The organism is Sporomusa sp., from assembly GCF_035561255.1.
Lineage (GTDB): Bacteria > Bacillota > Negativicutes > Sporomusales > Sporomusaceae > Sporomusa.
Map to the genome: position 1 here is coordinate 19936 of NZ_DATMXX010000346.1, position 24388 is coordinate 44323.

At 47.6% G+C, this 24388-nt stretch carries 20 protein-coding genes and 1 riboswitch; of the genes, 3 read left to right on the forward strand and 17 right to left on the reverse strand.

From position 1 onward, the window contains the following. Positions 1-58: 58 nt before the first annotated feature. Positions 59-574, reverse strand: a complete 516-nt coding sequence (locus tag VN379_RS19625) for a MarR family transcriptional regulator (protein WP_325536962.1) — start codon at positions 572-574, stop codon at positions 59-61. A 172-nt stretch (positions 575-746) separates the two neighbouring features. Here VN379_RS19625 and VN379_RS19630 point away from each other — a divergent pair, with 172 nt between their 5' ends. After that, positions 747-1328, forward strand: a complete 582-nt coding sequence (locus tag VN379_RS19630) for a cyclase family protein (protein WP_325536964.1) — start codon at positions 747-749, stop codon at positions 1326-1328. A 144-nt stretch (positions 1329-1472) separates the two neighbouring features. Here the strand turns inward: VN379_RS19630 and VN379_RS19635 are convergent, their stop codons facing one another. The 7 genes from VN379_RS19635 to VN379_RS19665 all read right to left on the reverse strand — a co-directional run bounded on the left by VN379_RS19635 (position 1473) and on the right by VN379_RS19665 (position 10831). After that, on the reverse strand, positions 1473-4544 hold the full coding sequence (locus VN379_RS19635) for an efflux RND transporter permease subunit (protein WP_325536966.1): 3072 nt from the start codon (positions 4542-4544) through the stop codon (positions 1473-1475). A gap of 15 nt (positions 4545-4559) precedes the next feature. Then, entirely contained in the window at positions 4560-5657 is a 1098-nt protein-coding gene (locus VN379_RS19640) for an efflux RND transporter periplasmic adaptor subunit (protein WP_325536968.1), read from the reverse strand. 91 nt (positions 5658-5748) lie between these two features. Next, the gene (locus VN379_RS19645) at positions 5749-6330 is read right to left on the reverse strand and encodes a TetR/AcrR family transcriptional regulator (protein ID WP_325536969.1); all 582 of its coding nucleotides are present in this window, start codon (positions 6328-6330) and stop codon (positions 5749-5751) included. A gap of 252 nt (positions 6331-6582) precedes the next feature. Then, a complete protein-coding gene (locus tag VN379_RS19650) occupies positions 6583-7404 on the reverse strand; it encodes an ABC transporter ATP-binding protein (RefSeq protein WP_325536971.1) in 822 nt (273 codons plus the stop codon). 21 nt (positions 7405-7425) lie between these two features. Continuing rightward, entirely contained in the window at positions 7426-8469 is a 1044-nt protein-coding gene (locus VN379_RS19655; protein WP_325536973.1) for an aliphatic sulfonate ABC transporter substrate-binding protein, read from the reverse strand. A gap of 22 nt (positions 8470-8491) precedes the next feature. Next, the gene (locus tag VN379_RS19660; RefSeq protein WP_325536975.1) at positions 8492-9298 is read right to left on the reverse strand and encodes an ABC transporter permease subunit; all 807 of its coding nucleotides are present in this window, start codon (positions 9296-9298) and stop codon (positions 8492-8494) included. Positions 9299-9442: 144 nt separating this feature from the next. Further along, positions 9443-10831: an aspartate aminotransferase family protein gene (locus tag VN379_RS19665; RefSeq protein ID WP_325536977.1), complete on the reverse strand. Its 1389-nt coding sequence runs from the start codon at positions 10829-10831 to the stop codon at positions 9443-9445. 520 nt (positions 10832-11351) lie between these two features. Between VN379_RS19665 and VN379_RS19670 the strand changes: the two genes are divergently transcribed. Further along, positions 11352-12077 (forward strand): GntR family transcriptional regulator, encoded by a 726-nt coding sequence (locus tag VN379_RS19670; RefSeq protein ID WP_325536979.1) that lies wholly within the window; start codon positions 11352-11354, stop codon positions 12075-12077. A gap of 146 nt (positions 12078-12223) precedes the next feature. Beyond that, on the forward strand, positions 12224-12829 hold the full coding sequence (locus VN379_RS19675; protein WP_325536981.1) for a nitroreductase family protein: 606 nt from the start codon (positions 12224-12226) through the stop codon (positions 12827-12829). A gap of 22 nt (positions 12830-12851) precedes the next feature. On the opposite strand, the gene VN379_RS19680 is transcribed toward VN379_RS19675, so the two are convergent. The 9 genes from VN379_RS19680 to gcvT form a co-directional block, all read right to left on the reverse strand. Next, the gene (locus VN379_RS19680) at positions 12852-15353 is read right to left on the reverse strand and encodes a WG repeat-containing protein (protein ID WP_325536983.1); all 2502 of its coding nucleotides are present in this window, start codon (positions 15351-15353) and stop codon (positions 12852-12854) included. A 240-nt stretch (positions 15354-15593) separates the two neighbouring features. Continuing rightward, the gene (lpdA, locus tag VN379_RS19685) at positions 15594-17003 is read right to left on the reverse strand and encodes a dihydrolipoyl dehydrogenase (protein WP_325536985.1); all 1410 of its coding nucleotides are present in this window, start codon (positions 17001-17003) and stop codon (positions 15594-15596) included. A 26-nt stretch (positions 17004-17029) separates the two neighbouring features. Next, positions 17030-17854 (reverse strand): lipoate--protein ligase family protein, encoded by an 825-nt coding sequence (locus VN379_RS19690; protein WP_325536987.1) that lies wholly within the window; start codon positions 17852-17854, stop codon positions 17030-17032. Beyond that, a complete protein-coding gene (locus tag VN379_RS19695; protein WP_325536989.1) occupies positions 17835-18839 on the reverse strand; it encodes a radical SAM protein in 1005 nt (334 codons plus the stop codon). Before VN379_RS19695 ends, VN379_RS19690 begins: the two co-directional genes overlap by 20 nt. After that, the gene (locus tag VN379_RS19700) at positions 18836-19663 is read right to left on the reverse strand and encodes a radical SAM protein (protein ID WP_325536991.1); all 828 of its coding nucleotides are present in this window, start codon (positions 19661-19663) and stop codon (positions 18836-18838) included. Before VN379_RS19700 ends, VN379_RS19695 begins: the two co-directional genes overlap by 4 nt. Continuing rightward, entirely contained in the window at positions 19651-21108 is a 1458-nt protein-coding gene (gene gcvPB / locus VN379_RS19705) for an aminomethyl-transferring glycine dehydrogenase subunit GcvPB (RefSeq protein WP_325536993.1), read from the reverse strand. Before gcvPB ends, VN379_RS19700 begins: the two co-directional genes overlap by 13 nt. Next, entirely contained in the window at positions 21105-22451 is a 1347-nt protein-coding gene (gene gcvPA / locus VN379_RS19710) for an aminomethyl-transferring glycine dehydrogenase subunit GcvPA (protein ID WP_325536995.1), read from the reverse strand. The genes gcvPB and gcvPA overlap by 4 nt, the downstream gene beginning before the upstream one ends. A gap of 1 nt (position 22452) precedes the next feature. After that, positions 22453-22842: a glycine cleavage system protein GcvH gene (gcvH, locus tag VN379_RS19715; RefSeq protein ID WP_325536997.1), complete on the reverse strand. Its 390-nt coding sequence runs from the start codon at positions 22840-22842 to the stop codon at positions 22453-22455. Positions 22843-22937: 95 nt separating this feature from the next. Further along, positions 22938-24029 (reverse strand): glycine cleavage system aminomethyltransferase GcvT, encoded by a 1092-nt coding sequence (gcvT, locus tag VN379_RS19720; protein ID WP_325536999.1) that lies wholly within the window; start codon positions 24027-24029, stop codon positions 22938-22940. Between the two features lie 206 nt (positions 24030-24235). After that, positions 24236-24322, reverse strand: a riboswitch (glycine riboswitch). Positions 24323-24388: the final 66 nt, after the last annotated feature.

A 24388-nucleotide genomic window follows, 5' to 3' on the forward strand; every position in this document is an offset into this window, starting at 1 on the left:
TGGTTTCCAGTTGAAGAACCGTTGACTGCTCGACGCTCACGATGTTTCCAACTTGTTTTTAGAATTTACGGTCTTGCTCAGTTGTTGTCACCTGGAATGTAGAAATAAGATCATCCAGGAATTTATCCGCAAAGCTTAATTCTGCCTGCTTATAGGCACTAAAAATCCTGCAAAATCTGTCCTGGGCCTGCTCATGCAGTATTGCATGCACCCCGAATATTTTTCTCCCCAGCGGCGTTAACGTATAATATGTTTCTTTTTGGTTGTTCGCCAGCCGCTGGACTTCAATCATATCCTTTTTGATTAATTTAGCGGTTATTTTTGAAATCCCGCCCTTAGTTATATTTAGCTTTTTGGCAATAGCGGTTGTATTGATCAAAGCGTTTCTTTCAATACAGTCTATCACATGACACTCGGCCAGCGACAGCTTCACATCCCTGAGCTCCTCATAATCCTGCTCATTTAGGATCGCCTGTAATACTTTTTCCTCGTAATCCTCAATATTGTTAAAATTATAGACAAGTGCTTCAATCTTATGGATTAGATTCTGAACTTCCAAATCTCTACTTTGCATGTTATCAACCCAACTTTATCTAGTGTCTTGAGAATAAGAACCACTTTTCATTATACAGTATGTGATAAAAAAATAAAATAAATCATTCGAAAATTGTTTACCAAGAAACAATAATATGCTACACTTATATTGTTTCCAAGGAAACTATCTTTAGATGAGGAGCTAAAAAGAAATGAAAATTGATTTGTCAGTTACTATTACCGAAGAGATTTTAAATACAATCCTTAATGCGCAGGCAACCGCTCAAATACCACCTGTCGCCAAATTTGGCCATATTGGAACCCACTTTGATGTTATGGATAAAGTGTTTCAGTTAGATAACACCGAAAGACCGGGTATCATGTTTGATGTCAGCCACATTAAGGACCGGGATATAGAGGTCAGCGATATTGATGCAGACAAAATTGAAGAAAATGATTTTGTGCTCTTTCATACCGGCTGCTTAAAGGAAAGGACATATGGCAGCCCTGCCTACTTTACAGCTCACCCGGAATTGGCTAATACCCTGATAACCTACCTGGTAACTAAAAAAGTCAGTATGATCGGGATTGATACCTGCGGCATCCGCAAAGCGACAGAACATCCACAGGCTGATATGTATTGCGCCAACAATGGAATATTCGTTATTGAGAACCTGAATAATCTGGAGATATTGCTGCAGGAATCCAATTCCCTTAAATTTTTAGTGCATACCTACCCAGTCAATTATGCAGGACTGACAGGCTTACCCTGCCGGGTAATTGCTGAACTGTAAACACCGGCCCCAACCATGCATTTATGCAAGGTTGGGGCCGGTTCTATGTGATTTAACGGGATTTGTTTGTACCTCTGACCACAGAAAAAATCAGACCGGCTCCGTTTAAAAAACGAGGCCGGTCTGCATTAAATTGTTATCTTGCTATTGACCCTTACGAAAAATTTTTCTTACACTAAATTTACCGTTCTGGATATCGTCAAACAGCGTATATACAACAGGCACAACCACCAAAGTGAGGATTGTTGAAGTGATCAGACCGCCAATAATCGCATGGGCCATCGGCGCACGGGCTTCAGCACCTGGTCCGATGCCTAAGGCTAACGGAATCATCCCAACAATCATGGCTGCTGTTGTCATAATAATCGGCCGCATCCGCTGAACCGCAGCGTCTACCAGCGCCTGGTTGCGCTCAATACCGGCTGCACGGCGCTGTTTGGCAAAGTCGATGAGCAGGATGGCATTTTTGGTTACCAGACCCATAAGCATAATGATACCAATCAGGGACATTATACTCAGGTCGCTGCCCATAATCAGGAGACCGACGATTGCACCGATTATAGCAAGCGGTAATGCCAGCATAATCGCAAAAGGATCAATATAGCTTTCAAACTGAGCTGCCAATACAAAGAAGATAAACATTACCGCCATCGCCAATGCCATAATCATGCCTGTAAAAGCATCATTCATTGACTGGGTCTGGCCGGTTGTCACAAATTTATAGCCTTCCGGCATTTGCAAGTTGGCAACCCGATTATTAAACTCTTTATTAAAATCGCCCAGTGTAGTACCGCTTAGATTAGCAGAGATAGTAATCTGCTGCTGATTGTCATAACGTTTAATCTGAGCCGGGCTTGTTGAGTATACGGTGTCAGTTACCTGTGACAGCGGAACCATCACAGCTTGCCCATTGGTGCGGGCAGTACTGGACAGGTATACCTTGTTGACATCAGCGAGACTGCGGCGGGCTTCAGGATCCAGGATTACCCTGACATCATAGGCATCATCATCTTCTTTAAAGTCGGTCACAACTTTACCGTTAAACATTGCCTGGAGTGTATCAGCAATGCTGGCCGCCGAAATACCAAGGTCAGATGCCCGGTCCCGATTAACGACAATCTGAGCATCAGGGTTGCCGGCTTCATAGCTGGATGTTACCTCAACAGTTCCCGGTACACTGGCAACGATTTGTTGCACCTGTTCGGAAATATCGGATAACGTCTCCAGCGATTGCCCTTGTATTACAAGAGATACCGGCTTACCGCTTGACATTCCTGATTTTTTAGACACGCTGATCTCAGCACCGGGAATATCCCTGAATTTTTGCCGGAGATCCTCGATAATCGCAGTATCACTAATTTTACGCTCATTTTTCGCGGAAAGCTGAGCCATGATATTAATGTTATTTGCCTTTGTTACACTATACGTCATTTTGGCCTCAGGTATATCGCGAATCGTTTGTGACATAGTATCAGCCATTTCGCTGACCGCCTGCACGCTCAGGCCGGGGTCAACAATAGCAGTTACCGTTATTTCCCCATTATCGGCATCAGGAACAAAGGTGGAGCCAAGTAACGGCATGAGCGCCAGGCTGCCGATGAATAACACGACTGCCGCCAACAGGATTTTACGGCGGTGGCCTAAAGCCAGACGTAAGAATTCACCGTATTTTACCGTTAACCTGTCAAACCAGTCGTTCCATTTAAGCCATATCTGGCCTAATCTTGTGGACCCTTTAATCTCAGAATGATCCAGATATTTTGCTGATAACATCGGGGTTAATGTGAAAGCAACAAACAAGGAAACCAATACGCTGGCCGCTACGGTTATGCCGAACTCTTTAAAGAATTGACCGACCATCCCGTTCATCATGCCAACAGGCACGAAAACAGCTACCAGGGTAAACGTAGTTGCCATAACAGCAAGACCAATCTCAGCGGTTCCATCAAGAGCAGCCGTTACCTTATCTTTTCCCATCTCCAGATGGCGCACAATGTTCTCGATAACAACAATCGCATCGTCAATCAACAGGCCAACAGCCAATGATAAAGCTAACAGCGACATGGTGTTCAGGGTAAAGCCCAGTACCTTCATCGCCAAAAAGGAAGCAATGACGGAAACGGGAATAGCAATACCCGCAATAATCGTTGTCCGCCAATTACCGAGGAACAAGAAGACGATCGCAACTGCCAGGACACCACCAACAATCAGATTGAATTGAACATCCTGCACTGATTCATGGATGGTTATAGAGTTGTCGCGGACCACTACCAGATCAACGCCTGGCGGCAATTCCTTATTAATGCTTGCCAATTGTTTTTTTACGTTCTCTACAACATTAACCGTATTGCTGCCTGATTGTTTCATGATCTCCAAGCCAAGCGCCGGCTTGCCGTCCAGCTTGGTAATCGAACTGACATCAGCAGTGGTGTCTTTAATTGTCGCAATATTTCTCACATAAAGCTGAACACCATCGCGTTGACCAACAGGTATATTAAGAAACTGATTGGTCGATGTAATACTTCCCACTGCCCGCAAATCGGTTTCCCGTTGGCCGTCAGTTACCTTGCCGCCAGGAGAATCAATATTCTCATTACGCAGGCCATTGATTACTTCCGGTACGGTCAGACCATAGGCGGCCATCTGATTACTATCCAGACGAATTTGGATTTCCCGGTCCAGGCCCCCCTGAACGGTAACTGAAGCTACCCCGTTTATTGCTTTTAGCCGCTTAGTCAGTGTATCTTCAGCAAGCACCGTCAATTCCCGCTGACTGAGATCCCCGGTCAAAGCAATCGTCATAATTGGAGTATCATCAGGGTCAAACCGGATAACCGTAGGTGCTTTCGCATCTTCTGGCAATAGCGCCTGGAGACTGCCTATTTTATCACGGACGTCCTGGGCGGCAGTATCCGCATTGGTTTCCATGGTAAATTGAATAACTGTTGTTGACATACCTTCGCTTGCCGTTGAGGTGACATGTTCAACACCGGACACCACATTAACAGCCTCTTCCACCTTTTGCGTCACCTTGGTTTCGACTTGTTCCGGCGATGCGCCAGGATACTGCACAGTAACTGCGACAACTGGTATTTCAATGCTGGGGTATTGATCCACATTTAAGGACATATAACTAACCAAGCCTAAAACTACCAGCGCCAAAATTATTACTGTGGAAAATACCGGACGCTTAATACTAATCTCAGTAAGTTTCATGACCTCTCCCCTACTCTATTGCGTTACTTTCACAGCATCTCCGTCTTTAATACGGTTGACACTGCTCGTAATTACCTGCTCTCCCGGCTGTACACCGGCTTTAACGGCAATTGTATTACTGCTTATATCACCGATCTCAATCTGACGGCGAACAGCCTTGTCGTTTTCAAGAATGAAAACATAATATAAACCTTGTTTTTGCACAACTGCCGCTTGCGGTACAGTAAGAACCTTAGCACTATCGCCTGTCGTCAGTTGTATGTTGGCAAACATGCCTGGCTTTAACTCACCACCGGTATTATCTACTTTAATCTTGGTGCGGAACATCCGGCTTGCAGCTCCTGCTTCCGGATTCATAACCTCGACCACACCAGGAAATATTTTGCCGGCATACGCATCAACAGTTACATTGGCCTTTTGTCCAATTTTAATGCGCCCTAAATCCTTTTGCTCTACATTGATTACAGCATATACCTGATTGATATCCTGTACCACCATCAATGCCGCCCCGGGAGAAACAACCTGGCCGATAGTGGCCGTCTTATTAGCAATAACACCATCAACCGGCGAGTTGATTACGCCATAGCTATACTGCTGCTGCGCACTGCTTTGGTTGGATGCAGCACTTGATAAATCTGCCTCAGCAGTTTTCAGTTTGGCCCTGGCATTATCTAACTGCTGTTCGGAAACGGCCCCTTTATCGTACAGCATCTGATAACGATTAAAATCATTCAGTGCCAACTCATAACCAACCTGGGCTTTTCTCACGGCATCACCGGCCTGGCGGGCAGAGTTTGCCAGCTCAACCGACTCCATTCTCACCAGCGGATCGCCTGCTTTGACCTCTTGTCCCTCTTGAACAAGAACCTCTTCAATTCGGCCTGAGATTTTAGCACTCACTGTGGCTGACGTTTGTCCTTCCAGAGTACCGTTTAAGTTCAGGCTGGGTATTACATCCATATATTCGGCTTGAGCAGCTTTTACACTTAGCGCACTCTCAGCTGCATTTGTTTGCTGTTTGGTGCCTGCAAATACGCCAGTACGTACAACCAGCGTGATTCCCACTAACAATATCAGGGGAACTATCCAGTGCTTAACCTTCAATCTTTTCATTCAGACAATTCCTCCATTTTACTTAGAAATATTTAACATACCTACCAGTCGGTATGTAAAATTTAAAAATATTAGCGCCCTGCTGCCTGCGCTAAGTATTCATCAACGACCATATATTATCCATCATTCGCTGACGCAGTTCCGGGAATCGGTAATAACTTCCCAGTGATTTTTGGCCATTGACTATTGCCAGGATATTAGCCGCCAAGGCATAGCTGTCGATATTGCTCTTTATTTGACCGCTGTCCACAGCAACCTGAATCCGCTTGGCTAAAGCCTCACAAATCCAAATCTGGCTTTGCTGAATCTTCTCCTGGATATCAGGAAACACGCGCATCATCTCAATCATGAAATGTATATGATCAACACTAGACTCGCGTTCTAACCTAAAAAGCTCTTTGGAGTACCGCTCAAAAGCATCGTCAACCATTAATGAATGCAAAACCTCCTGAATACTATATTTGTCACTTAGTAAGTCAGTATATTTTGCTTCAAACCGTTGAAAGAAGAAATTAAGCGCCGTGCGCAGCAATTCATCCTTGCTGGAGAAATAATGATAGATCCCGCCTTTGGTAATGCCAAGCTCATTGGCAACATCAATCAGCGAAACAGATTTGTAGCCACGCCGTAAAAACAGGCCTAACGCTGCAATGATAATACTTTCTTTAGCCATCTTATCGTCGCCTTTCACAAAGTATGCACATTTACATACCTACCAGTCGGTATGTTTTTATTATCTCGTAAAACTGCCCTACTGTCAATAGCCGATAGTAAAAACTTTATTCCGGAAATCACGCAACTTAACACAAGGTTGGCAGTGATATACAAAAAATGTGTATGTAGTGCCGGTTATCACTCATAAAACCAATACCCCAAGCTGTGTAAAAAGCTTAGGGGTATTGGTTTATAAAACCTGTTTTCAAATTTATATATTGTAACTGAATTCCTGCTGATTAATCAATTCAAGGATTTCCTCACGCGCCTGCAAAAACAGCGTTGTATAACGCACCCGGTTAGAATTCTCGCCGGAGATTGCATACGTAAAAGCCGTTTTAAATTCCTTAACAATTCGGCCTGGCCGTCTGGACATCACTAACACCCTTGTTCCCATGGCTAACGCTTCATCTACATCATGGGTTATAAACAAAATCGTACATCTGCTTTCCCACCATATGTTGCGCAATAAACTCTGCATCTGCTCGCGGGTCAGCGCATCTAATGCGCCAAACGGCTCATCCATTAATAATACGCGGGGTTTGTTAACCAAAGCCCTGGCGATTGCGACCCGTTGTTTCATACCTCCGGACAATTCATACGGCTTACTTTGACCAAACTCCTGTAAACCCACTTTTTTCAGGTATTCTTCAGTAAGCTTTCTGCTCTCGTTTTCCGGTATTTTGCGCATTCTTAACCCAAACTGGATATTCTCCCGGGTAGTTAACCAGGGATAAAGGGGGGGCTGCTGAAAAACGACCCCGCGATGCCAGTCAGCCCCTTTTATCGGTTCGCCATCCATTACCACATTACCGGCAGAGGGGGCAATAAAGCCTGCAATAATTTTTAACAGAGTGCTTTTTCCGCAGCCGGAAGGCCCCAGCAAGCAGACAAACTCGCCTTCATTCAAGTTTAGATTGATGTTTTCCAAGGCATTGCTGCCCTGGTCCGGATTATAGGTCAAAGACACATCTTCCAAGGCTACAACAGTATCTGTCTGTTCATCAGCCCAGCCTGGTTCAGCTAGTACCATCTGCAAGCCTCCTGATTAAGCTTATTTCAGCATGTTTTCAATATATTTAGGATTAATGGCTTTCTCAAAGGTATCCAGTGCCGGGGCATTTTCAATTGCCTTTTGCTCAACGAGGAAGTCGGCAGTGGCTTTTAATACCTTGGCCAGGTTGCCTTTATTGGCGCTTGAGCCAAAATACTTGTCGGAAACTTGTTCCTTACCAGACAGCCATATTAATTCTCTCGTTTGTTTTAAAGCCTCGGTTTTTTCAATGTTCAGGCCTTTAGCTAATGCTTCGGCAGCTTCATCCGGATTGTTTTTGTAGAGGTCATAGGCCTTTTGCTGTACCTTAATATATTTGGTAACGATATCAGGGTATTTCTGAGCAAATTCTTTGCTGACTACCCCAACATCGGCTGTAATTATGCCTTTTTCCGCTAATTTACCGCTGTCGGTGATTACCTTGCCATCAACTAACAGCTTCCCTAACACCGGGTTCCAAACATAAGCAGCATCAATATCGCCCCTTTGCCAGGCTGCAAAGATATCAGGTGGCTGCATATCCAGTATTTTTACATCAGCAAGACTAACACCCTCTAGTTTCAGGGCATTCAACAGGCTGTAATGGGCAGTTGAACTAAACGGAACAGCCACTTTTTTGCCTTTCAGGTCCTTTACAGAATTGATATTGGCCGTGTTCTTTACTGCCAGTGATTCAGCAGCACCAATCACATCATGAATCCAGAAAACCTCATACCCGAGCCCCTTGGATATACCGACAGCAGCAGGGGTGCTCCCCATTAAGCCAATGTCAATACTGTTTGAAGCAAAAGCATTATTTACATCACGGCCGGAATCAAACTTTTTAAAATTAACCTTTACACCCAGCTCACTCTCATAAAGACCCTTGACCTTAGCTACGATTTCATCGTTGGGTATATCCTGGAAGGCGATATTCACTGTTTCCGGCTTTGCAGGGCTGGCAGGGCTGCTAACCTCATTGCTCTTGCCGCAGCCGGTTAACTGCAGTGCCACAGCTAGAATCAACCCGCCTGCCACCAAAAGTCTTTTGAATTTTTTACTCATAAATAACCTCTCCCTTTTCTCTTTATTCTTTACCTTTCCAAGGCACGACCTTACTTTCAACAACCCTTATTACCCCGTCAATAACAATGCCTGTAATACCCATAATAATAATGCCGAGAAAAATAATATCGCTTCTTAGAAATTTACTGGCATCTAGCACCATCCAGCCTATACCGGTCACTGCAGCCACCATCTCGGCGGCAACTAATGTGGTATAGGCGACACCAATCGCTGTTCTTAAACCAACAAACATATCAGGCAGGCAGGCTGGAAAGATGACATGAAAGAAAACCTGCCGGCGATTGGCCCCTAGTGTGTAAGCACCGTCAATGTAGTCATTTCTTATTTTTCTCACACCGGACACACATGCAAGATAGACAGGGGCAAACCCGGCTAAGTATAACAGGGCGATCTTAGATGAATTCTCAATCCCCATCCACAACACCAGCAGCGTGTAATAGGCCAGCGGCGGCAGCGGCCGGTAAAATTCAATAAGCGGGTCAACAATCGCGCGGATCTTAGAGTTATAGCCACTAATCAGCCCCAAAGGAATCGCTGTCACGATTACCAGGAGAAATGAACTGATCAGTCGTATCATGCTGTCGCCAAGGTGTGTAAGCAGGCTATTGTCTTTATAACCATCTTTGGCAATCTCGAAAAAGCTTTTAATCACCTTCTGTGGCGAGGGAACCAGAATATCTGAAACAAGTTTTAGCTCAGTGACGGTAAACCACAGCAATAATAAGACTAATACTGTACCGGCCGTTAATAGGCGTTCTGTCGTAATGTGCTTACTGACCGAGTGAAAAACACCCGCAACCTTGACCATGGCCTTCCTCCTTTCCCAGTTTAGCTTCGACTGCCTCACCCCCTGTCACCTAAACTATATACAACGCGTTAAAGTTTTGCAGGCCGGTGGTGTATTGGCAAAAGCGGAAGTCAAGCGCCAGCGGTGGAGCGCTGTCAATGCAAACTAAACACATTGTTTGCCCAGCGCCACCTGGAAGGCAGCAACAATTTTGTCAATGCCCTCTTTGTTCACAATAAGCGGCGGGGCAGTATATAAAACATTATTAAGGTCAGGGACACTGCGCACCATTCTACCGATAATAACACCCTCGGTTTTGGCATCAGCTACTATCTGCGCCAAATATTTTTCAGTAAGCGGCGTCTTATTTTTTTTGTCTGCCACCAGCTCAATGCCGGCTAATAACCCCTTACCCCTGATCTCACCAACAATGGGAAGCCGCTCCAGTTCTTTCAGGCCCTCCATTAGATATGTACCCATCACAGCGCTGTTTGCAGCTAATCCTTCCTCCTCTATGATCCTGATATTTTCCAATGCCGCCGCCGAGCTGCCTGTGCAGCCGCCAAATGTACTGATGTCCCGGAAATAACCGGTTTGGTTTTCTGGATCAACCAGGAACTGCTCAAATATGCTTTTCCTGGCAACAGTAGCAGATATCGGCATATAACCGCTTGCCAGCCCCTTAGCCATGGTAATTAAATCAGGATCAACGCCATAATGCTGATGACCAAACATCAGACCGGTTCTGCCAAAGCCGGTAACCACCTCATCCATAATCAGCAACACCTCATAGCGGCGGCAGATCTCCTGAAGAACAGGATAATACTCGGCAACCGGCGGAATGATTCCACCCCCGGCGGTAACCGGCTCTACGATAACAGCGGCCACACTGTCTTCCCCTTCTTGCTGGATCACAGTTTCCAGGGCGCGGGCACACTCAATATTACAGCCAGGGTAGCTCTTGCCAAACTGACACCGGTAACAAAGAGCATGCGGGATCTCAACAAACCCTTCCGGCAATGGTCCAAACTTTAATTTTCGTTCTGCCTGACCGCTGCTGGCCAGCGCGGCTAAAGTGGTTCCGTGATAATCCCGGTTGCGATAAATAATCTTGTACTTATCTTTATTAGGGTATTTTTCACGGAAATATTGTCTGGCTATTTTAAAAGATTTCTCATTAGCCTCTGAGCCGCTATTAGAGATATACACTTTGGGCAGTTCCGGTAATAACGAGGCCAGCTTTTGCGCCAGCAAAATATAGGGAGGCGTTGCCATCGAACCGGCGTAATAAGGTAAGCGCCGCAATTGCTCACATATTGCATTAACTATTGATTCCCGGCCATAGCCGACATTCACAGCCCAAACCCCGCCTGACAAACCATCAATATATTCGTTGCCCCGGGCATCTTTAATGATAAAACCATGCCCCTCGACCATCATTGGCGGGTCTTGCTTCTCAAACAGTTTATGGTTTGTAAGATGCAGCCACAAATGCTCACGCTGAATCCCTGCCAATTCATCAGCACTTAGTCCGCCTGCCACTTCTGTACTCATACTCAAACCTCCTATGTAATAACCGCAACAATTATTCGCTAATAACTTTCGCATCTTCCAGCGTAGGTCAGCTATGCCCTTGGCAACCAATGCATTGATCAAATTTTATCGTATGGTCATCATGATGTACGGACAACATAGATAAAAGCTAACCGCTTTTATAAAGAATGTCTTATTAGCGATTTTTTGGCTATGAGCTTCTTGAATAAAATAAAAGGCTAAGGATCACACCCCACACGGGAATGTTGACCTTAGCCTTCAGTTATTCTGATCAGCTTGCTCGCAACCGAGTTATATATTTTATATCATACAAAACAGCCTGTTGTCAACAGCTTAACTTTATATGCTTAGCTAATTTTCTTTTTCAGATCCGTTAAGTTAAGATTTATAAGCAAGCGAAAAAAACAGGTTGTCCGAACATCCGTATAATGGTATAATTAACCGGTAAATTAATTGTTGGTAGGTCAAATCTTTAGCGAAGACGAGAATCTTGCTCCACATAGGAAGGATGTACTGGCCTGTGTTAGATCGAAAAAATTCTATCCCGTTACATTTGCAGGTACGAAATTTCTTGCGTAACGAAATCCTAAAAGGTACCTTTACCGAAAAGATTCCGGCAGAGTATGATCTTATGGACAGATTTGCCGTCAGCCGGGCCACAATCCGGCGGGCCATCCGGACTTTAATTGAGGAAGGAGTTCTGGAATCACGCCAGGGCCTGGGCACCTTTGTCGCGGTTAGACCAATCGAGGAATGGCTGGGTAATTTAAGCACCTTTTTTGAGATTGTTGGTGAGATGGGGATGAACCCCAATATTAAGGTGCTGAGCCAGGGCATCGTAGCCGCACCGCAGGATGCAGCCAAGATTTTCGGGATGCAGGAGGTATATGAAACTATCAGGCTGCGCTTAGCCAATGATACCCCTGTTGTTCTGGAAACACAATATTATCCGTTAGATATCGGGAGAAAGTTAGCCGAATTTGATTTAAATAATGTTTCAACCTATGACATATTAGAAACAGAGCTTGGCGTAAGCCTCTGGGAAGCCAAGCAAACAATTGCCTCTATCATCCCAACAGGCGAAGAGAAAAAACTACTGGGCTTAACCGCTGAACCCTGTTGTGCACTACTGTCAAAGCGCCTGGTCACTGATCATGACGGCAATCCCCTGGAGTATGAAAAAAGTATCTACCGGGGCGACATGTATGCCTTTCGGATTAATTTGACCCGCAGACGAAAAGTATAGCCCATTTAAAACGAATAATCCTAACCGGCTGATCAGAAACACTGAAGGTCGGAAAGCTAACATTGGCTTTCCGGCCTTTTTTATAACCAGTGGACAAAGTTTTCTATTACAACTGATTAAGATCAATGAGAGAGGTGTTTATTATTATGGAACTAAGTGCTGCTATCGAGAACAGAAGAAGTATCCGGAAATTCAAGCCGGAGCAGGTGTCTGACGAGCATGTCAACGCAATATTGGAGGCAGCAAGACTGGCCCCTTCCGGCTCAAACCTTCAACCCACACGGTATGTGGTAATTAAGAGCCAGGAAGCTAAGGACAAACTGGCGAAACATACCCTGCCTTTCGTTACTAAGGCACCTGTGATTATTGTATGCTGCACAGACTCCCAGGTTTGGTCGACGGCACCGGAGAGATGGACAGAATTAAAAGGCTCCGGGGCATTCAATGACAATCCCCTTGATGTGGAGAAGATTCTTGAATATAAAAAAACCAATCCTATTGATAAAGTAACGGCCAAAGCGTACTCCTGGCTTAATGCCGCCATTGCCATTGATCATATGACACTAAAAGCCTTCGATTTAGGGCTGGGTAGTTGCTGGATTGGCATTCTTGACCGTGAAGCAATTAAAGAATTCCTTGAACTGGACGACAGATATGATGTGGTTGCCCTATTACCCATTGGCTACCCAGACCAGAATCCGGCGCCAAGACCACGACTGGCAATGAATGAAATACTGCTAAAGGAACTATAAAGTCACTTCTCCCCTTAGCCAGTTAGTCTAAACCACCTTGAAAATAGATTTCCTTCGCCCTTATCTGAATAAGTCCCCACAAAGCGGCGTCATCACCAGGGTTTATTTTGAGGGCTGCACCGAAAGAATGCATTGCTCTCAGGTTATCCCCCTGTTGCGCATGCCAGTACGCACTTTTCATATGGTTTACGTAGTGATCAAGCAGCTTTTGCGTTCCCTGTCCAAAGTAATAGCCCTGTACGAGCAGTATCTTTTGTTTGGGCCAATATTGATCGACTTGGGCATTAAGTGCAACAGGGCCCTCAATCCATGTGCCATTTGTATTCAAAATACCCCATAGATGACTACCATAAACCTCAATCACTGCCTGCTGGGGGAAATATTCTACACGCTCAAACTGGACAGGCACAATTTCCTGCCCCGTTCTATTAATATAGCCGAAACGGTCTTTTAACTTAACCTTGGCAATTCCTTTTATAAAACCGGAAACAAGGTCATAACGCGGCGGCACCACATAATGCCCTTGCCGGTCAATTACACCATATAAACCGTTGTTCTGGACAATAGCCTGTCCATCATGAAATGACTCGGCATAATCATATTGCGCTGTAATAACCATTTTGCCGGTCTGGTCAATAAACCCGTATTTACCATTTAGTTTCACATTTGCCAGACCCTCGGAGAATTTCGCCAGACTATTTTCATATAAGCAAGGGATCACCAGCTGGCCTGCTTTATTAATAAAACCCCACTTTCTATCCATTTCCACAGGTGCCAGACCCTCGGTAAAGTCTGAAGCAAATTCATACCTGGGAGGAATAGCAAACTTGCCCTGTTTGTCGATATACCCATAATCTCCGTTATAAGAAACACGCGCCAGGCCCTCACTATACAGGAGAGCGTAGCCGAACTGCGGCTTAACAACCAGCTTGCCATTAGTATCCACAAAACCGTAACTCCCGTGGAATTGTACCGAGGTAAGACCGTCTTTAAAGTAAAACCAGGTCCAGTCATAGTCAGGCTTAACGGCAATTGTGCCATCTAAACGGACAAAGCCATATTTGCCTTTATCTTTAATCCGGGCGAGCCCGTCGTGAAAACTGCCAGCCTCATCAAACCGGGGCGAAATAACCCAGCTGCCTGTATCCCGCCGCAAATAACCGACCCTGGTCCCCTCTTCAGTAATCACGGGAAAGGAAACAAAATCCTCGCCGGCAGGTTGTGCATTTTGCTGTTTCCCGGTAACCGGGACCGCCGCCGGATACTGTGCGTGAATTTCCTGTTTCGCCTGCGCCAGAGCGCTGCCCCAGGTAGCAGCCCTGTCTTGCGGATTAATTGCCAACGCCTTCTCAAACAGGCGAACGGCAGCAGCATAATGGGCAAGCCGCATTTCGGCATAAGCATTTTGCAGGTAATTCGCATAATGATCTAATTGCTTGCCTTGCCGGTCATAGTACTTACCATTGGCAACAACAATCCCCTGCTGTTGCCAGTACTCTGACACAGGCCCCGGAAAATCGCCAGACTGAACAACCCACTTGCCGTGCGTGTCCAGATACCCGGTTTTATCACCCATTTTTGCTTTGATGACCTGGCCTTCCCACCGGGGATAAGGATCAAGCTCACAAGGAATCGCTGGCTGTCCCTTACTGTCAATAAACCCATGCCTGCCATTCACGCTTACTAAAGCCAGGCCATTCCTATGCGGAAAAGCAAGTTCATATTTTGGCTCGATAACCCATGTTCCCGTCCTGTCAATATAGCCGTAATTCCCCCTCCACTCTACGACTGCCAACCCATCCAGAAAAGGGAAAGCACTTTGAAACTGCATCGGGATTACAATAGCCCCGGTCTTATCAATAAAGCCGGTCTTGCCTGCCAGACTGGCCTGAGCCAGACCACCAGAAAAGGAGCCTGCCGATTCGTACTGAGGCTCAATAACAAACCGCCCTGACATATCAATAAAGCCATATTTACCCTGCGATTTTACTACCGCTAAGCCTTCCCGAAAGGACAAAGCCCTGTCGAACTGCACTGCAATAACCAGCTGTCCACTGGTATCAACAAAACCATACTTGCCGCTTACTCTTACGGCAGCCAGCTGCTCACTAAACCCAATGTCCTCATTCTCATACTGGGGAGAAAGAACAACCTCTCCCTTTTCATTAATAAGGCCGAACTTGCCATTTTGCTTTACTACAGCAAAACCATCCTGAAATGCAGCAATCGACTGGAACTCCTGCGATCCGACCGGCCGTCCCTGTAAATCAATAAGTCCCACCTGCTTATTGTCTCCAGCTACCGCTAACCCGTTTGACTGAAACTCCTTTGCCGCAGTAAACCGTGGCGGTATTACCCATTTCCCGCTGTTACGAAAAATATAGCCGAACCTTTCGCCTTCCCTAACGCTAACCTTTATGCATTTCACGTCTTCGCTGCTAATTTCACCGGCAGCCCATGCGAAAGAAGTGAAACAGACCCAGATAACAAGCGTGAGAGCAACGATTCGCTTATGTACGTTCATTAGTTCTCCTCCCTGGTAAATAAGCTTCTTAATAACCAGTTCTCCTGCAAAAAATCAGCTAATTCTTTTGGTTTGCCAGGTAATTGATTACCAATGAAACAATGCTATAGAATACGTTCCTGATACATAAAACAATTTTTATAGCTACTTCTCTTCTAAAAATGCTAATTCCTGCTAAAAATATACAAAATAAGGCCTCTAAACTATTACAAATAGCTTAGAGGCCTTGGTCTTTTTAGGTTAAACCCTCTTTTTCTGCTTAATCTGATGAATAATATCCCCATCAATCCCATGAGCACTCTCCATGACGGTCTCAGCAAGAGTGGGATGAGGATGAATCGTGTGCGCAATATCCCGGGCTGTCAGGTTATTGCGAATGGCCAGTGCCCCTTCCATAATGAGATCACTGGCATGAGGGCCAAGGATGTGCATACCCAGTACTTTGCCGCTGTTAGCATCGGCCACGATTTTTACCAGTCCGTCAGATTCCCCCATAGATACAGCTTTGCCGTTGGCGGCAAAGTTAAATTTACTTACCTTAACAGCATAACCTCCGTCCAGCGCTTCTTGCTCTGTTAGCCCGACTGTCGCTATCTCCGGTGTAGTAAATATGCAAGCCGGGACAGCATTATATTCCATGAGAGAGCTTAAGCCCATAGCGTTTTCAGCTGCCACCATGCCTGCTGTTGAGGCAACATGGGCAAGCATACTTCGGCCGGTAACATCACCAATGGCATAGATACCGGCGATACTGGTTTCCATACGCTCATTAACCACTATCCCTGAGCGGTCATGGGCGATACCGGCCGCTTCCAGCCCCAGCCCCTCCAGTACCGGCCGGCGGCCGGTTGCGATAAGCACCTTTTCTATATGGAACTCTTGAATATCTTTGCCGGTATCGACGGTAACCGCCACCCCGTCTTCCGCCGCCGCAAAAGCAGTTACTCTGGCTCCAACCAGCGTTTTTATGCCTAGTTTGCGCAGGATTAAGCCCAGCCGCTTGACCAGGTCACTATCTACGCTGGGCAGAATACTGGGCAGCATTTCCACAATTGTTACTTCACAGCCAAAAGATCTCATAATAGCAGTAAATTCAATCCCCACAACCCCGGCCCCAATAACCAGCATGCTCCTGGGGACCTGGTCCAGTTCCAGCAGCTCATCACTGGTAATAACTCCCGGCAGATCGCGCCCAGGTACAGGAATAGAGCTTGGTACCGAGCCTGTGGCGATAATAATCTTCCGGGCTTCAAAGGTTTCCTTTTTACCGCTGCCCCGTATGTCAACTTCCAGCCTGTTAGGGCCTGTTAAAACAGCTGCTCCCCGCACCACGTCAATGCCATTGCTTTTCACCAATTGCTCAATACCGCCCCGAAGCTGAGCAACTACTGCATTTTTCCGCGCCAGTATCGCCCCAAAATCAAAACCAATGCCCTCGGCTTTTAAGCCAAATTCCGGGCTTCGTTTGAGATCTTCCCACTTTTCGGCACTTTTTAATAGCGTCTTTGTGGGTATGCAGCCACGATTCAGGCATACCCCGCCCATAGCCTCCTTTTCGATTAAGAGTACCTTGCCACCCAGTTGAGCGGCGCGGATGGCGGCAACATAGCCACCAGGGCCGCCACCAATAACCGCTACATCGTAGTTCATAGGCTATACCTCCTGTGTGCTTAGGCTTATCGCAACAGATTCCAACTGTCACAGCTATATTTTGTAGTAACAAGTTCAGCAGCCACGGCCTGTTCCTGGTCACTAAGCCGGCCGGATTCCAGTTCAACCCCCAGCGCCGCGCCGAAAGACGTTATCATTGCTTGGCATGCCGACTCCCAGGTTATCTCCCTGCCTAATATCTCCTTAACCGATACGGCCCGCTTAGCAAGTATTGCCGCCACCGAATTCTGCATTTCAAGCGAAGGCAGGTTGAGTAAAGCAGCAACCTGCACGGGATTAAAAGTCAACAAAATGGATCCATGCTGCAGGATAACCCCATCTTTGCGCACTTGGGCACTCCCTGCCAGTTTACGGCCTTGAGCTGTAATTTCATAATGAGAGGGAGCGTCAAAACATGCTGCCGAAGCCGGCCTGTGCCTGGTCTGGCCGTAAGCCGCCCGGGGTATGCTCATCTGGGCCTCAATGCCCAGTTTATTGAGCCCAGCCAGTAAACCTGCACTAAAATATCGATAAGAGGCAGTAATGGTGGCCGGGATTAGCGGGTAATCTGCCCGTACGACTACACTGTAGGTAAGCTCTGCATCATGGAGTACTGCCCGGCCGCCGGTGAGCCGCCGCACAACGTCAATCCCCGCCGTACGGCACTTATCAATATTTACTTCATCGGCAGCTTTTTGAAAGTACCCGATACTCATCGCTGCCGGCTGCCAGCCATAAAACCGGATTGTTGGAGGCGCTTCACCACTGGCATGAGCTCGCAGGATAGCCTCATCTACAGCCATATTTTCTGCTGCGTGGTTAATACCACTGTTAACAACCCGCCATTTCATTGGTACGATCACCCCGCCCCACAACCTGTATTGGCATAATTCCGCTCTCGGCAATAGCCTGCTCCACCTCGGTACCGGTAAGCCGCCGGGGATAGTTATACATAATGCCACCCGGCCGTTCGTTGTAATAAGGCCGGTTACAGTCCGGGCAGCCACTGGTTTCAAAAGCAATCCCATCAACTAATATATTTTTCAATTCATGCGCCGGGATATTGATTCCGGTTAAAACTCCGTCCCGATACTGAAAAACTGTCGGACTATAGCCTGTTTTTAGCAGGAAGTGGGCAATTTGCACCCGCCGGTATTGACTGACGGCAGGTGGCTGCCGGTCAGCCCAGGCCGTTCCCCGCACGGGGGTAAAGGCAAACAGGCCAACAGCTATACCCTGCCTGACACACTGATGTATTGTATTAATCATTTCTTCCTCGTTTTCTCCAAGACCGACGATGAGATGAGTACTGGCCCGACCTGGCATTTCTCCGGCAACCTGGTTTAACAGGCCCCACCGCCGCTCCCACTGGCCATCCTTAACCTGGCTGGAAATCTCCTGCGTAGCCGCATCAAGCGCAATGCAAATGCGGTCTGCCCCCCGGCAGACGAGTTCCCGGGCCTGCTCCACCGTGTCAATGGCACTTGAGACACAGACAGGAATCGCACTTGTTTGCGTTAAGGATGCCACAGCACTAACACTGGTTTGCCAGCTTTCTTCGTTATGCACTACCTGCAGGCAGGCCCGCTTCAGGCGTCCGGCCTGAAATGCGACGCCAATAGCCTGAGCAGCCTCGGTTGCGGGCAGTTCCGGCCAGGTAACCCGGGAGAGCATATCTGCCCGGGCAGCACTGTCACGGGACTGAGCACAGAACCGGCAGTTATTCCGGCACCCGGCCCCCAGCATAATATAAGCGGTAGTTGGGAGCACATCGGTCTTAATTTGCTTTTTGCCAACAACACAGGCAGTGCCTGCCGACAGCTTCCATAGGCTCACAGCACACAGCACTCCTCTCCCCGGGTAATTGTAAGACCAAGCCGATTAGCCAGCTCCACGGCAGCAGGTGCCGGATTTACGATAGAATTGAACCCGATACGGACAGCCCACTTATCGATTTCTTCCCGGTATCGCCCGCCTGGGCGCATACAACCAAGGTTCACGGGGGTATCAGGAAAATTAAGCCTGGTATAGGCCATTAGCCGGGCAACCTCTGTAATAGCCGGGGGCTTACGGTCGGCAAACCGTGTCCCCCGTGTAGGCATAAAAATGATCAGGGTTACAGCCTCTGCGCCTAATTCCTGCAATAGCTCCAACGCCCGGTATTCACCGCAAATCTCCCCGCCCTTTAACCCAACACAGATATGTGGCATCACCCGTACTTTGCGGCGCAGGGACTGGTAACATTTTATATAATCCTCCGCTGTGCGGCCATTACCAAACACCTCTTGGATGGTGGTATCATCGCCGACAAAATCAAAAGACACACAGTCAGCCACGGCTGCCAGTTTATCGATGTCAGCCTCACCGACAAGGCCGACATGCATGTTGTACCGCCGGCCATTTTTTATTGCAGCCAGTTTATCAAGATGCTCACCTACCGGGACTGACCCATCCGCCCGGCAGCCACCGCTGACCAGCCAGCTAAGGCTGGAATCAGCGGTGGCTGCTGCTGTCAGGGGCTGCATATGCTGCAGATAGTGCCCCCCGCAGTGGGCACAATTCAGCTCACATTGCTTGCCTGTCACACTAACCGGCTTAGTCTTTTGCGGATAGGCAAAGCAAATACTGTTCAAATCAGGCAGTCGGTCTATCCTTTCCATTTTACAACCGGTTTACGGGCTGCCGCTGCCTCATCCAAACGGCCCACCACCGTGGTTTTCGGTGCGCTGGTAATCAGGGCTGCATCCTCTTTTGCATCCCGGGCAATCTGGCGCATAACCGCGATAAAGCCATCCAGGGTCTCCTTGCTTTCTGTCTCAGTGGGTTCGATCATTATCGCCTCTTCCACAATCAGCGGGAAGTAGATTGTTGGTGGATGGTAGCCGTAATCAAGAAGTCGTTTGGCAATATCCAGGGTGTGGATACCGTAGGGCTTCTGATTCTTCGAATTTATAATACACTCATGCTTGCAGAGCTGGGCAAAGGGGGCATGAAAGTCCTCCTTCAGCTGACTAAGAACATAGTTTGCGTTCAATACAGCATCCTCACTGGCCTGCTTCAGCCCATCCGGCCCCATAGACCGGATGTAGGCATAAGCCCGCACAATCACGCCGAAATTGCCGTAGAAGGAGTGCACCCGGCCAATTGACAACGGCCGGTCCTCATCCAGACGGAATTTGCCGGCATCACGGACAATAACAGGGACCGGCAGAAAGGGAATCAGGGCCCGCTTCACACCAGTAGGACCTGATCCGGGACCACCACCGCCATGCGGGGTGCTGAAGGTCTTATGGAGGTTTAAATGTACCACGTCAAATCCCATATCGCCGGGACGGGTAATACCCATGATGGCATTGGCATTGGCACCATCATAATACAAAAGCCCGCCTGCATCATGGACGATCTGAGCAATCTCACGGATATTTGTCTCAAACAAGCCCAGGGTACTGGGGTTTGTCAGCATCAGGGCCGCTGTGTCCGGGCCCACTGCTGCCTTGAGGGCTTCCAGATTAACGGAACCGTCAGCATTGGATTTAATCTCCACAATATCCAACCCAGCCACCATTGCTGAGGCAGGATTGGTGCCGTGCGCCGAATCAGGCACGATTACCTTAGTCCGGTTCTCCCCCCGGTGCCGGTGATAAGCCCTAATGAGTTTAAGACCTGTTAATTCGCCGTGAGCACCGGCCACAGGCTGGGTGGTAACCGCATCCATACCGGAAATCTCGGCCAGATACTCTTCCACATTGCCAAGAAGCTCCAGCGCCCCTTGCACACTGTCTGCAGCCTGAAGCGGATGGATTAAAGCAAAACCCGGCAACCGGCAGACATCTTCGTTGATTTTAGGGTTGTATTTCATCGTACAGGACCCTAATGGATAAAATCCTGAATCCACCCCAAAGTTACGCTTAGACAAACCAGTATAATGACGCATAAGGTCCTGCTGGCTGACTTCAGGCAGGGCGGCGGGGGTTTTTCTCAAAAACCTGGCAGGAACTATAGATTCAATATCTTCCTGAGGCACATCACAGGCAGGCAAATCAATCGCCCGGCGCCCCGCCTTACTGATTTCAAAGATCAGGTCTGTGCGTTTTCTATTACTCATACTATCGCCCCCAGTCTGCTTGCCAGTCGGTCGATCTCCTGGCGTGACCTATTTTCAGTCACACTAAGGAGTGCGCAGCCTGCTAATTCCGGATAATATTTACCTAAATCAAGACCACCGATGATTTTATCGGCAAATAGTTCATGATTGACTTCGGCAACCGGTTTGTTCAGGCGAACAGCAAACTCTTTGAAGAAAGGTGCAGCAAACACGGGTTCAACCCCCTTGATACCGGTTAGCTGTTTATAAGCATAATGAGCCTTATGAAGAGACAGGGCAGCTACCTGCTGCAGTCCCTCTTTCCCCATAGTGTTTAAGTACACTGCCGCCGCCAAAGCGCATAACGCTTCATTAGAGCAAATATTGGAAGTGGCTTTTTCGCGGCGGATATGCTGTTCCCTGGTTTGAAGCGTAAGAACAAAGCCCCGGTTCCCGTCATGATCTACCGTCTGACCCACGATCCGGCCAGGGATTTTGCGCATTAGCTTCTCAGTAGTAGCAAAGAATCCGAGATAAGGACCGCCAAAAGACAGGGGAATCCCCAGGCTCTGGCCTTCACCCACTGCAATGTCCACGCCAAAAGTCCCAGGCGCCTCCAGCAAGCCAAGGGAAATAGGGTCAACGGCAGCAATTACGAGTGCACCTTGGGCATGAGCGGCATCAACAACAGTTTTTAACTCTTCAATACACCCGAAGAAGTTAGGGCTCTGTACTATAACTGCCGCAACCGTTTTGCTGAGTTTGCTCTGAAGCTCATTGGTATCCAGCACACCGTCTTGATAGCCAATCTCAGTCAGTGTGCAGCCCCGGTCGATGGCATAGGTGTTAAGTACAGCCCGATAGTGTGGATGGACTGTTTTGGCCACAAGGAATTCTTTGCGGCCATTGACATTGGCTGCCAGCATGGCTGCCTCGGCAAGCCCTGTGCCACCGTCATAAAGAGAGGAGTTAGATACCTCCAGACCTGTCAGTTCAGCAATTAATGCCTGATATTCCCACAAGGCCTGCAAATAGCCCTGGGAGATCTCCGGTTGGTAGGGGGTATAAGCCGTGTAAAACTCGGAACGTCGCAGGATGTGATCAATCACACTTGGTATATAGTGATCATACGCCCCGGCCCCAAGGAAACAGGTATACTCCTGGAGGTTGGCATTAGTACCGGCCAATGCGGCCATATGCTTTGCCAGTTCGGGCTCAGATAAAGCCTCCGGCAGATCCAGCAGGCGGCACAGGCGTACCTCTTCAGGAACATCTGCAAAAAGATCCTCGCCTTTCGCTACGCCAATAGCTGCCAGCATAGCTTTCCGGTCTTCTTCGGTGTGTGGTAGATAGCTCCACGGCATATTACTGGCCTCCCTCAGCCAGTAGTTTTGCGTAAGCATCACTGTCCAGCAGCTCACCCAGCTGAGATTGGTCAGAAATTTCTAAAGTAGCAATCCACCCGGCACCGTAGGCATCCTGGTTAACCGTCTCTGGGGCATCTGCAAGTACCTCGTTAATCGCAATAACCTTTCCGGACAACGGCGCATAGATATCAGATACCGCTTTTACCGACTCAATCACCGCAAAACCGCTGCCGGCAGATACCTCGACTCCTACTTCCGGCAATTCCACGAATACAACATCACCAAGCTGGGACTGAGCAAAATCGGTAACACCGATCGTTGCCTTATTGCCATCAATCTTCACCCACTCATGATCTTTGGAGTACTTTAGTTCTTGTGGAATATTCATTCTTATCTCCCCTTTCATTTTATAGGTAAATCTCAGAAACCTTAGAAACACATCCCGGATTCCTTATCAAACAGAGCACAGCTAACTGGTAGTAATCAGCGGCGATAAAAAGGCTTAGCAACCACTTCAGACGGTACATTCCTATCGCGAATGTCCACATCAAACTGCTGGCCAATACCGGCATAGCCGGCCTCAATTAAAGCAAGACCAATATTTTTATTCAGAGTAGGGGCATAGGAGCCTGTTGTTACAGTGCCAATCTGTCGTCCCTCATGCATAACTGGATATCCTGCTCGCGGAATACCACGCCCATTAAGGATAAAGCCGGCGATCCTGCGCTGAGGCTTATTTTGCTTCTGCCCGGCTAACGTCGCGCGCCCGTTAAATTCTCCTTTATCTAAGGAAACAAATTTGCCAATACCGGCTTCGACCGGTGTAATGCTCGCCGATAATTCATGTCCGTATAACGGCAGGGCGGCTTCAAAGCGCAGGGTATCACGGCTGCCCAGTCCGGCAGGAATCAAACCATAAGGCTTCCCAGCCTCCATAATAGCTTCCCACAGCTGAGCAGCATCTTCCGGACGGCTGTAAATCTCAAACCCATCTTCGCCGGTGTAGCCGGTACGGGAAATCATTACTGTCTTACCAGCCACAGTCGCTTCTGGAATGAACCAATAGTAACTCAATTGCTCCAAACCGGCATCTGTCAGCTTATGCAAGATAGTTTCTGCCAGTGGTCCCTGCAACGCCAATTCGGCGGTTTCATCTGACAGGTTGCTCAATTCCACATTAAACCCGGCTTGGTTTTCCTGCATCCAGTTCCAGTCTTTTTCAATATTGGCAGCATTAATAACCAGGAAATACTCTTCATTACCCCGCTTGTAAATCAGCAGATCGTCAACCGTACCGCCGTCCGGGTAACACATCGGCGTGTACTGCACCTGATTATCAGCCAGACGCGCTACATCATTTGTTACTAGTTTTTGCAGGTAGGCCAGAGCATCCGGTCCTTTAATCAAAACCTCCCCCATGTGGGAAACATCAAATAGTCCTGCCTTTTCCCTAACCGCCTTGTGTTCCTCCAGTATCCCCCCATACTGAACCGGAAGCAACCAGCCGCCAAATTCAACAATCTTGCCACCATACTTAACATGGGACTCATATAGTGGTGTTGGCCGTGCTGTCATAGATTCATCCCCTTTTCCTTATAATCCCCTATTAAACTACTCCCCTGCCAAATCTGCATGCTTTATTCCTTAAAAATCGACAAATAAAAACAGAGGCAAAGGAATAGTTCCCTTTGCCTCTGTCCGTTTTACCTGAGAGATTTGCCCTTGTGGGGCTTCCCCATCGGTGACACCCCAAGTTACTGGGGATGTACTCTCCAGAGTATAGTCCGGTTACAGTCCTTTTGCCTGAGAGTTTGACAAAGCACTTACTCCTTCGGCGCCGCCTAAGCGATCTCTCCCATAACCATCATCCTATTTATCTAATTGTATTTATCTTAACAAACGTTTGTAAATTTTGTCAATAGTCAATATTTAAA

Bases quoted from the DNA above. Each gene is read 5' to 3' on its own strand.
- VN379_RS19645 (WP_325536969.1), bottom strand. From the start codon at position 6,330: ATGGCTAAAGAAAGTATTATCATTGCAGCGTTAGGCCTGTTTTTACGG.
- VN379_RS19690 (WP_325536987.1), bottom strand. From the start codon at position 17,854: ATGAAATGGCGGGTTGTTAACAGTGGTATTAACCACGCAGCAGAAAAT.
- VN379_RS19665 (WP_325536977.1), bottom strand. From the start codon at position 10,831: ATGAGTACAGAAGTGGCAGGCGGACTAAGTGCTGATGAATTGGCAGGG.
- gcvH (WP_325536997.1), bottom strand. From the start codon at position 22,842: ATGAATATTCCACAAGAACTAAAGTACTCCAAAGATCATGAGTGGGTG.
- VN379_RS19625 (WP_325536962.1), bottom strand. From the start codon at position 574: ATGCAAAGTAGAGATTTGGAAGTTCAGAATCTAATCCATAAGATTGAA.
- VN379_RS19700 (WP_325536991.1), bottom strand. From the start codon at position 19,663: ATGGAAAGGATAGACCGACTGCCTGATTTGAACAGTATTTGCTTTGCC.
- VN379_RS19640 (WP_325536968.1), bottom strand. From the start codon at position 5,657: ATGAAAAGATTGAAGGTTAAGCACTGGATAGTTCCCCTGATATTGTTA.
- gcvT (WP_325536999.1), bottom strand. From the start codon at position 24,029: ATGACAGCACGGCCAACACCACTATATGAGTCCCATGTTAAGTATGGT.
- VN379_RS19635 (WP_325536966.1), bottom strand. From the start codon at position 4,544: ATGAAACTTACTGAGATTAGTATTAAGCGTCCGGTATTTTCCACAGTA.
- VN379_RS19650 (WP_325536971.1), bottom strand. From the start codon at position 7,404: ATGGTACTAGCTGAACCAGGCTGGGCTGATGAACAGACAGATACTGTT.
- VN379_RS19660 (WP_325536975.1), bottom strand. From the start codon at position 9,298: ATGGTCAAGGTTGCGGGTGTTTTTCACTCGGTCAGTAAGCACATTACG.
- gcvPB (WP_325536993.1), bottom strand. From the start codon at position 21,108: ATGAGTAATAGAAAACGCACAGACCTGATCTTTGAAATCAGTAAGGCG.
- VN379_RS19655 (WP_325536973.1), bottom strand. From the start codon at position 8,469: ATGAGTAAAAAATTCAAAAGACTTTTGGTGGCAGGCGGGTTGATTCTA.
- VN379_RS19680 (WP_325536983.1), bottom strand. From the start codon at position 15,353: ATGAACGTACATAAGCGAATCGTTGCTCTCACGCTTGTTATCTGGGTC.
- VN379_RS19675 (WP_325536981.1), top strand. From the start codon at position 12,224: ATGGAACTAAGTGCTGCTATCGAGAACAGAAGAAGTATCCGGAAATTC.
- gcvPA (WP_325536995.1), bottom strand. From the start codon at position 22,451: ATGCCGTGGAGCTATCTACCACACACCGAAGAAGACCGGAAAGCTATG.
- lpdA (WP_325536985.1), bottom strand. From the start codon at position 17,003: ATGAACTACGATGTAGCGGTTATTGGTGGCGGCCCTGGTGGCTATGTT.
- VN379_RS19630 (WP_325536964.1), top strand. From the start codon at position 747: ATGAAAATTGATTTGTCAGTTACTATTACCGAAGAGATTTTAAATACA.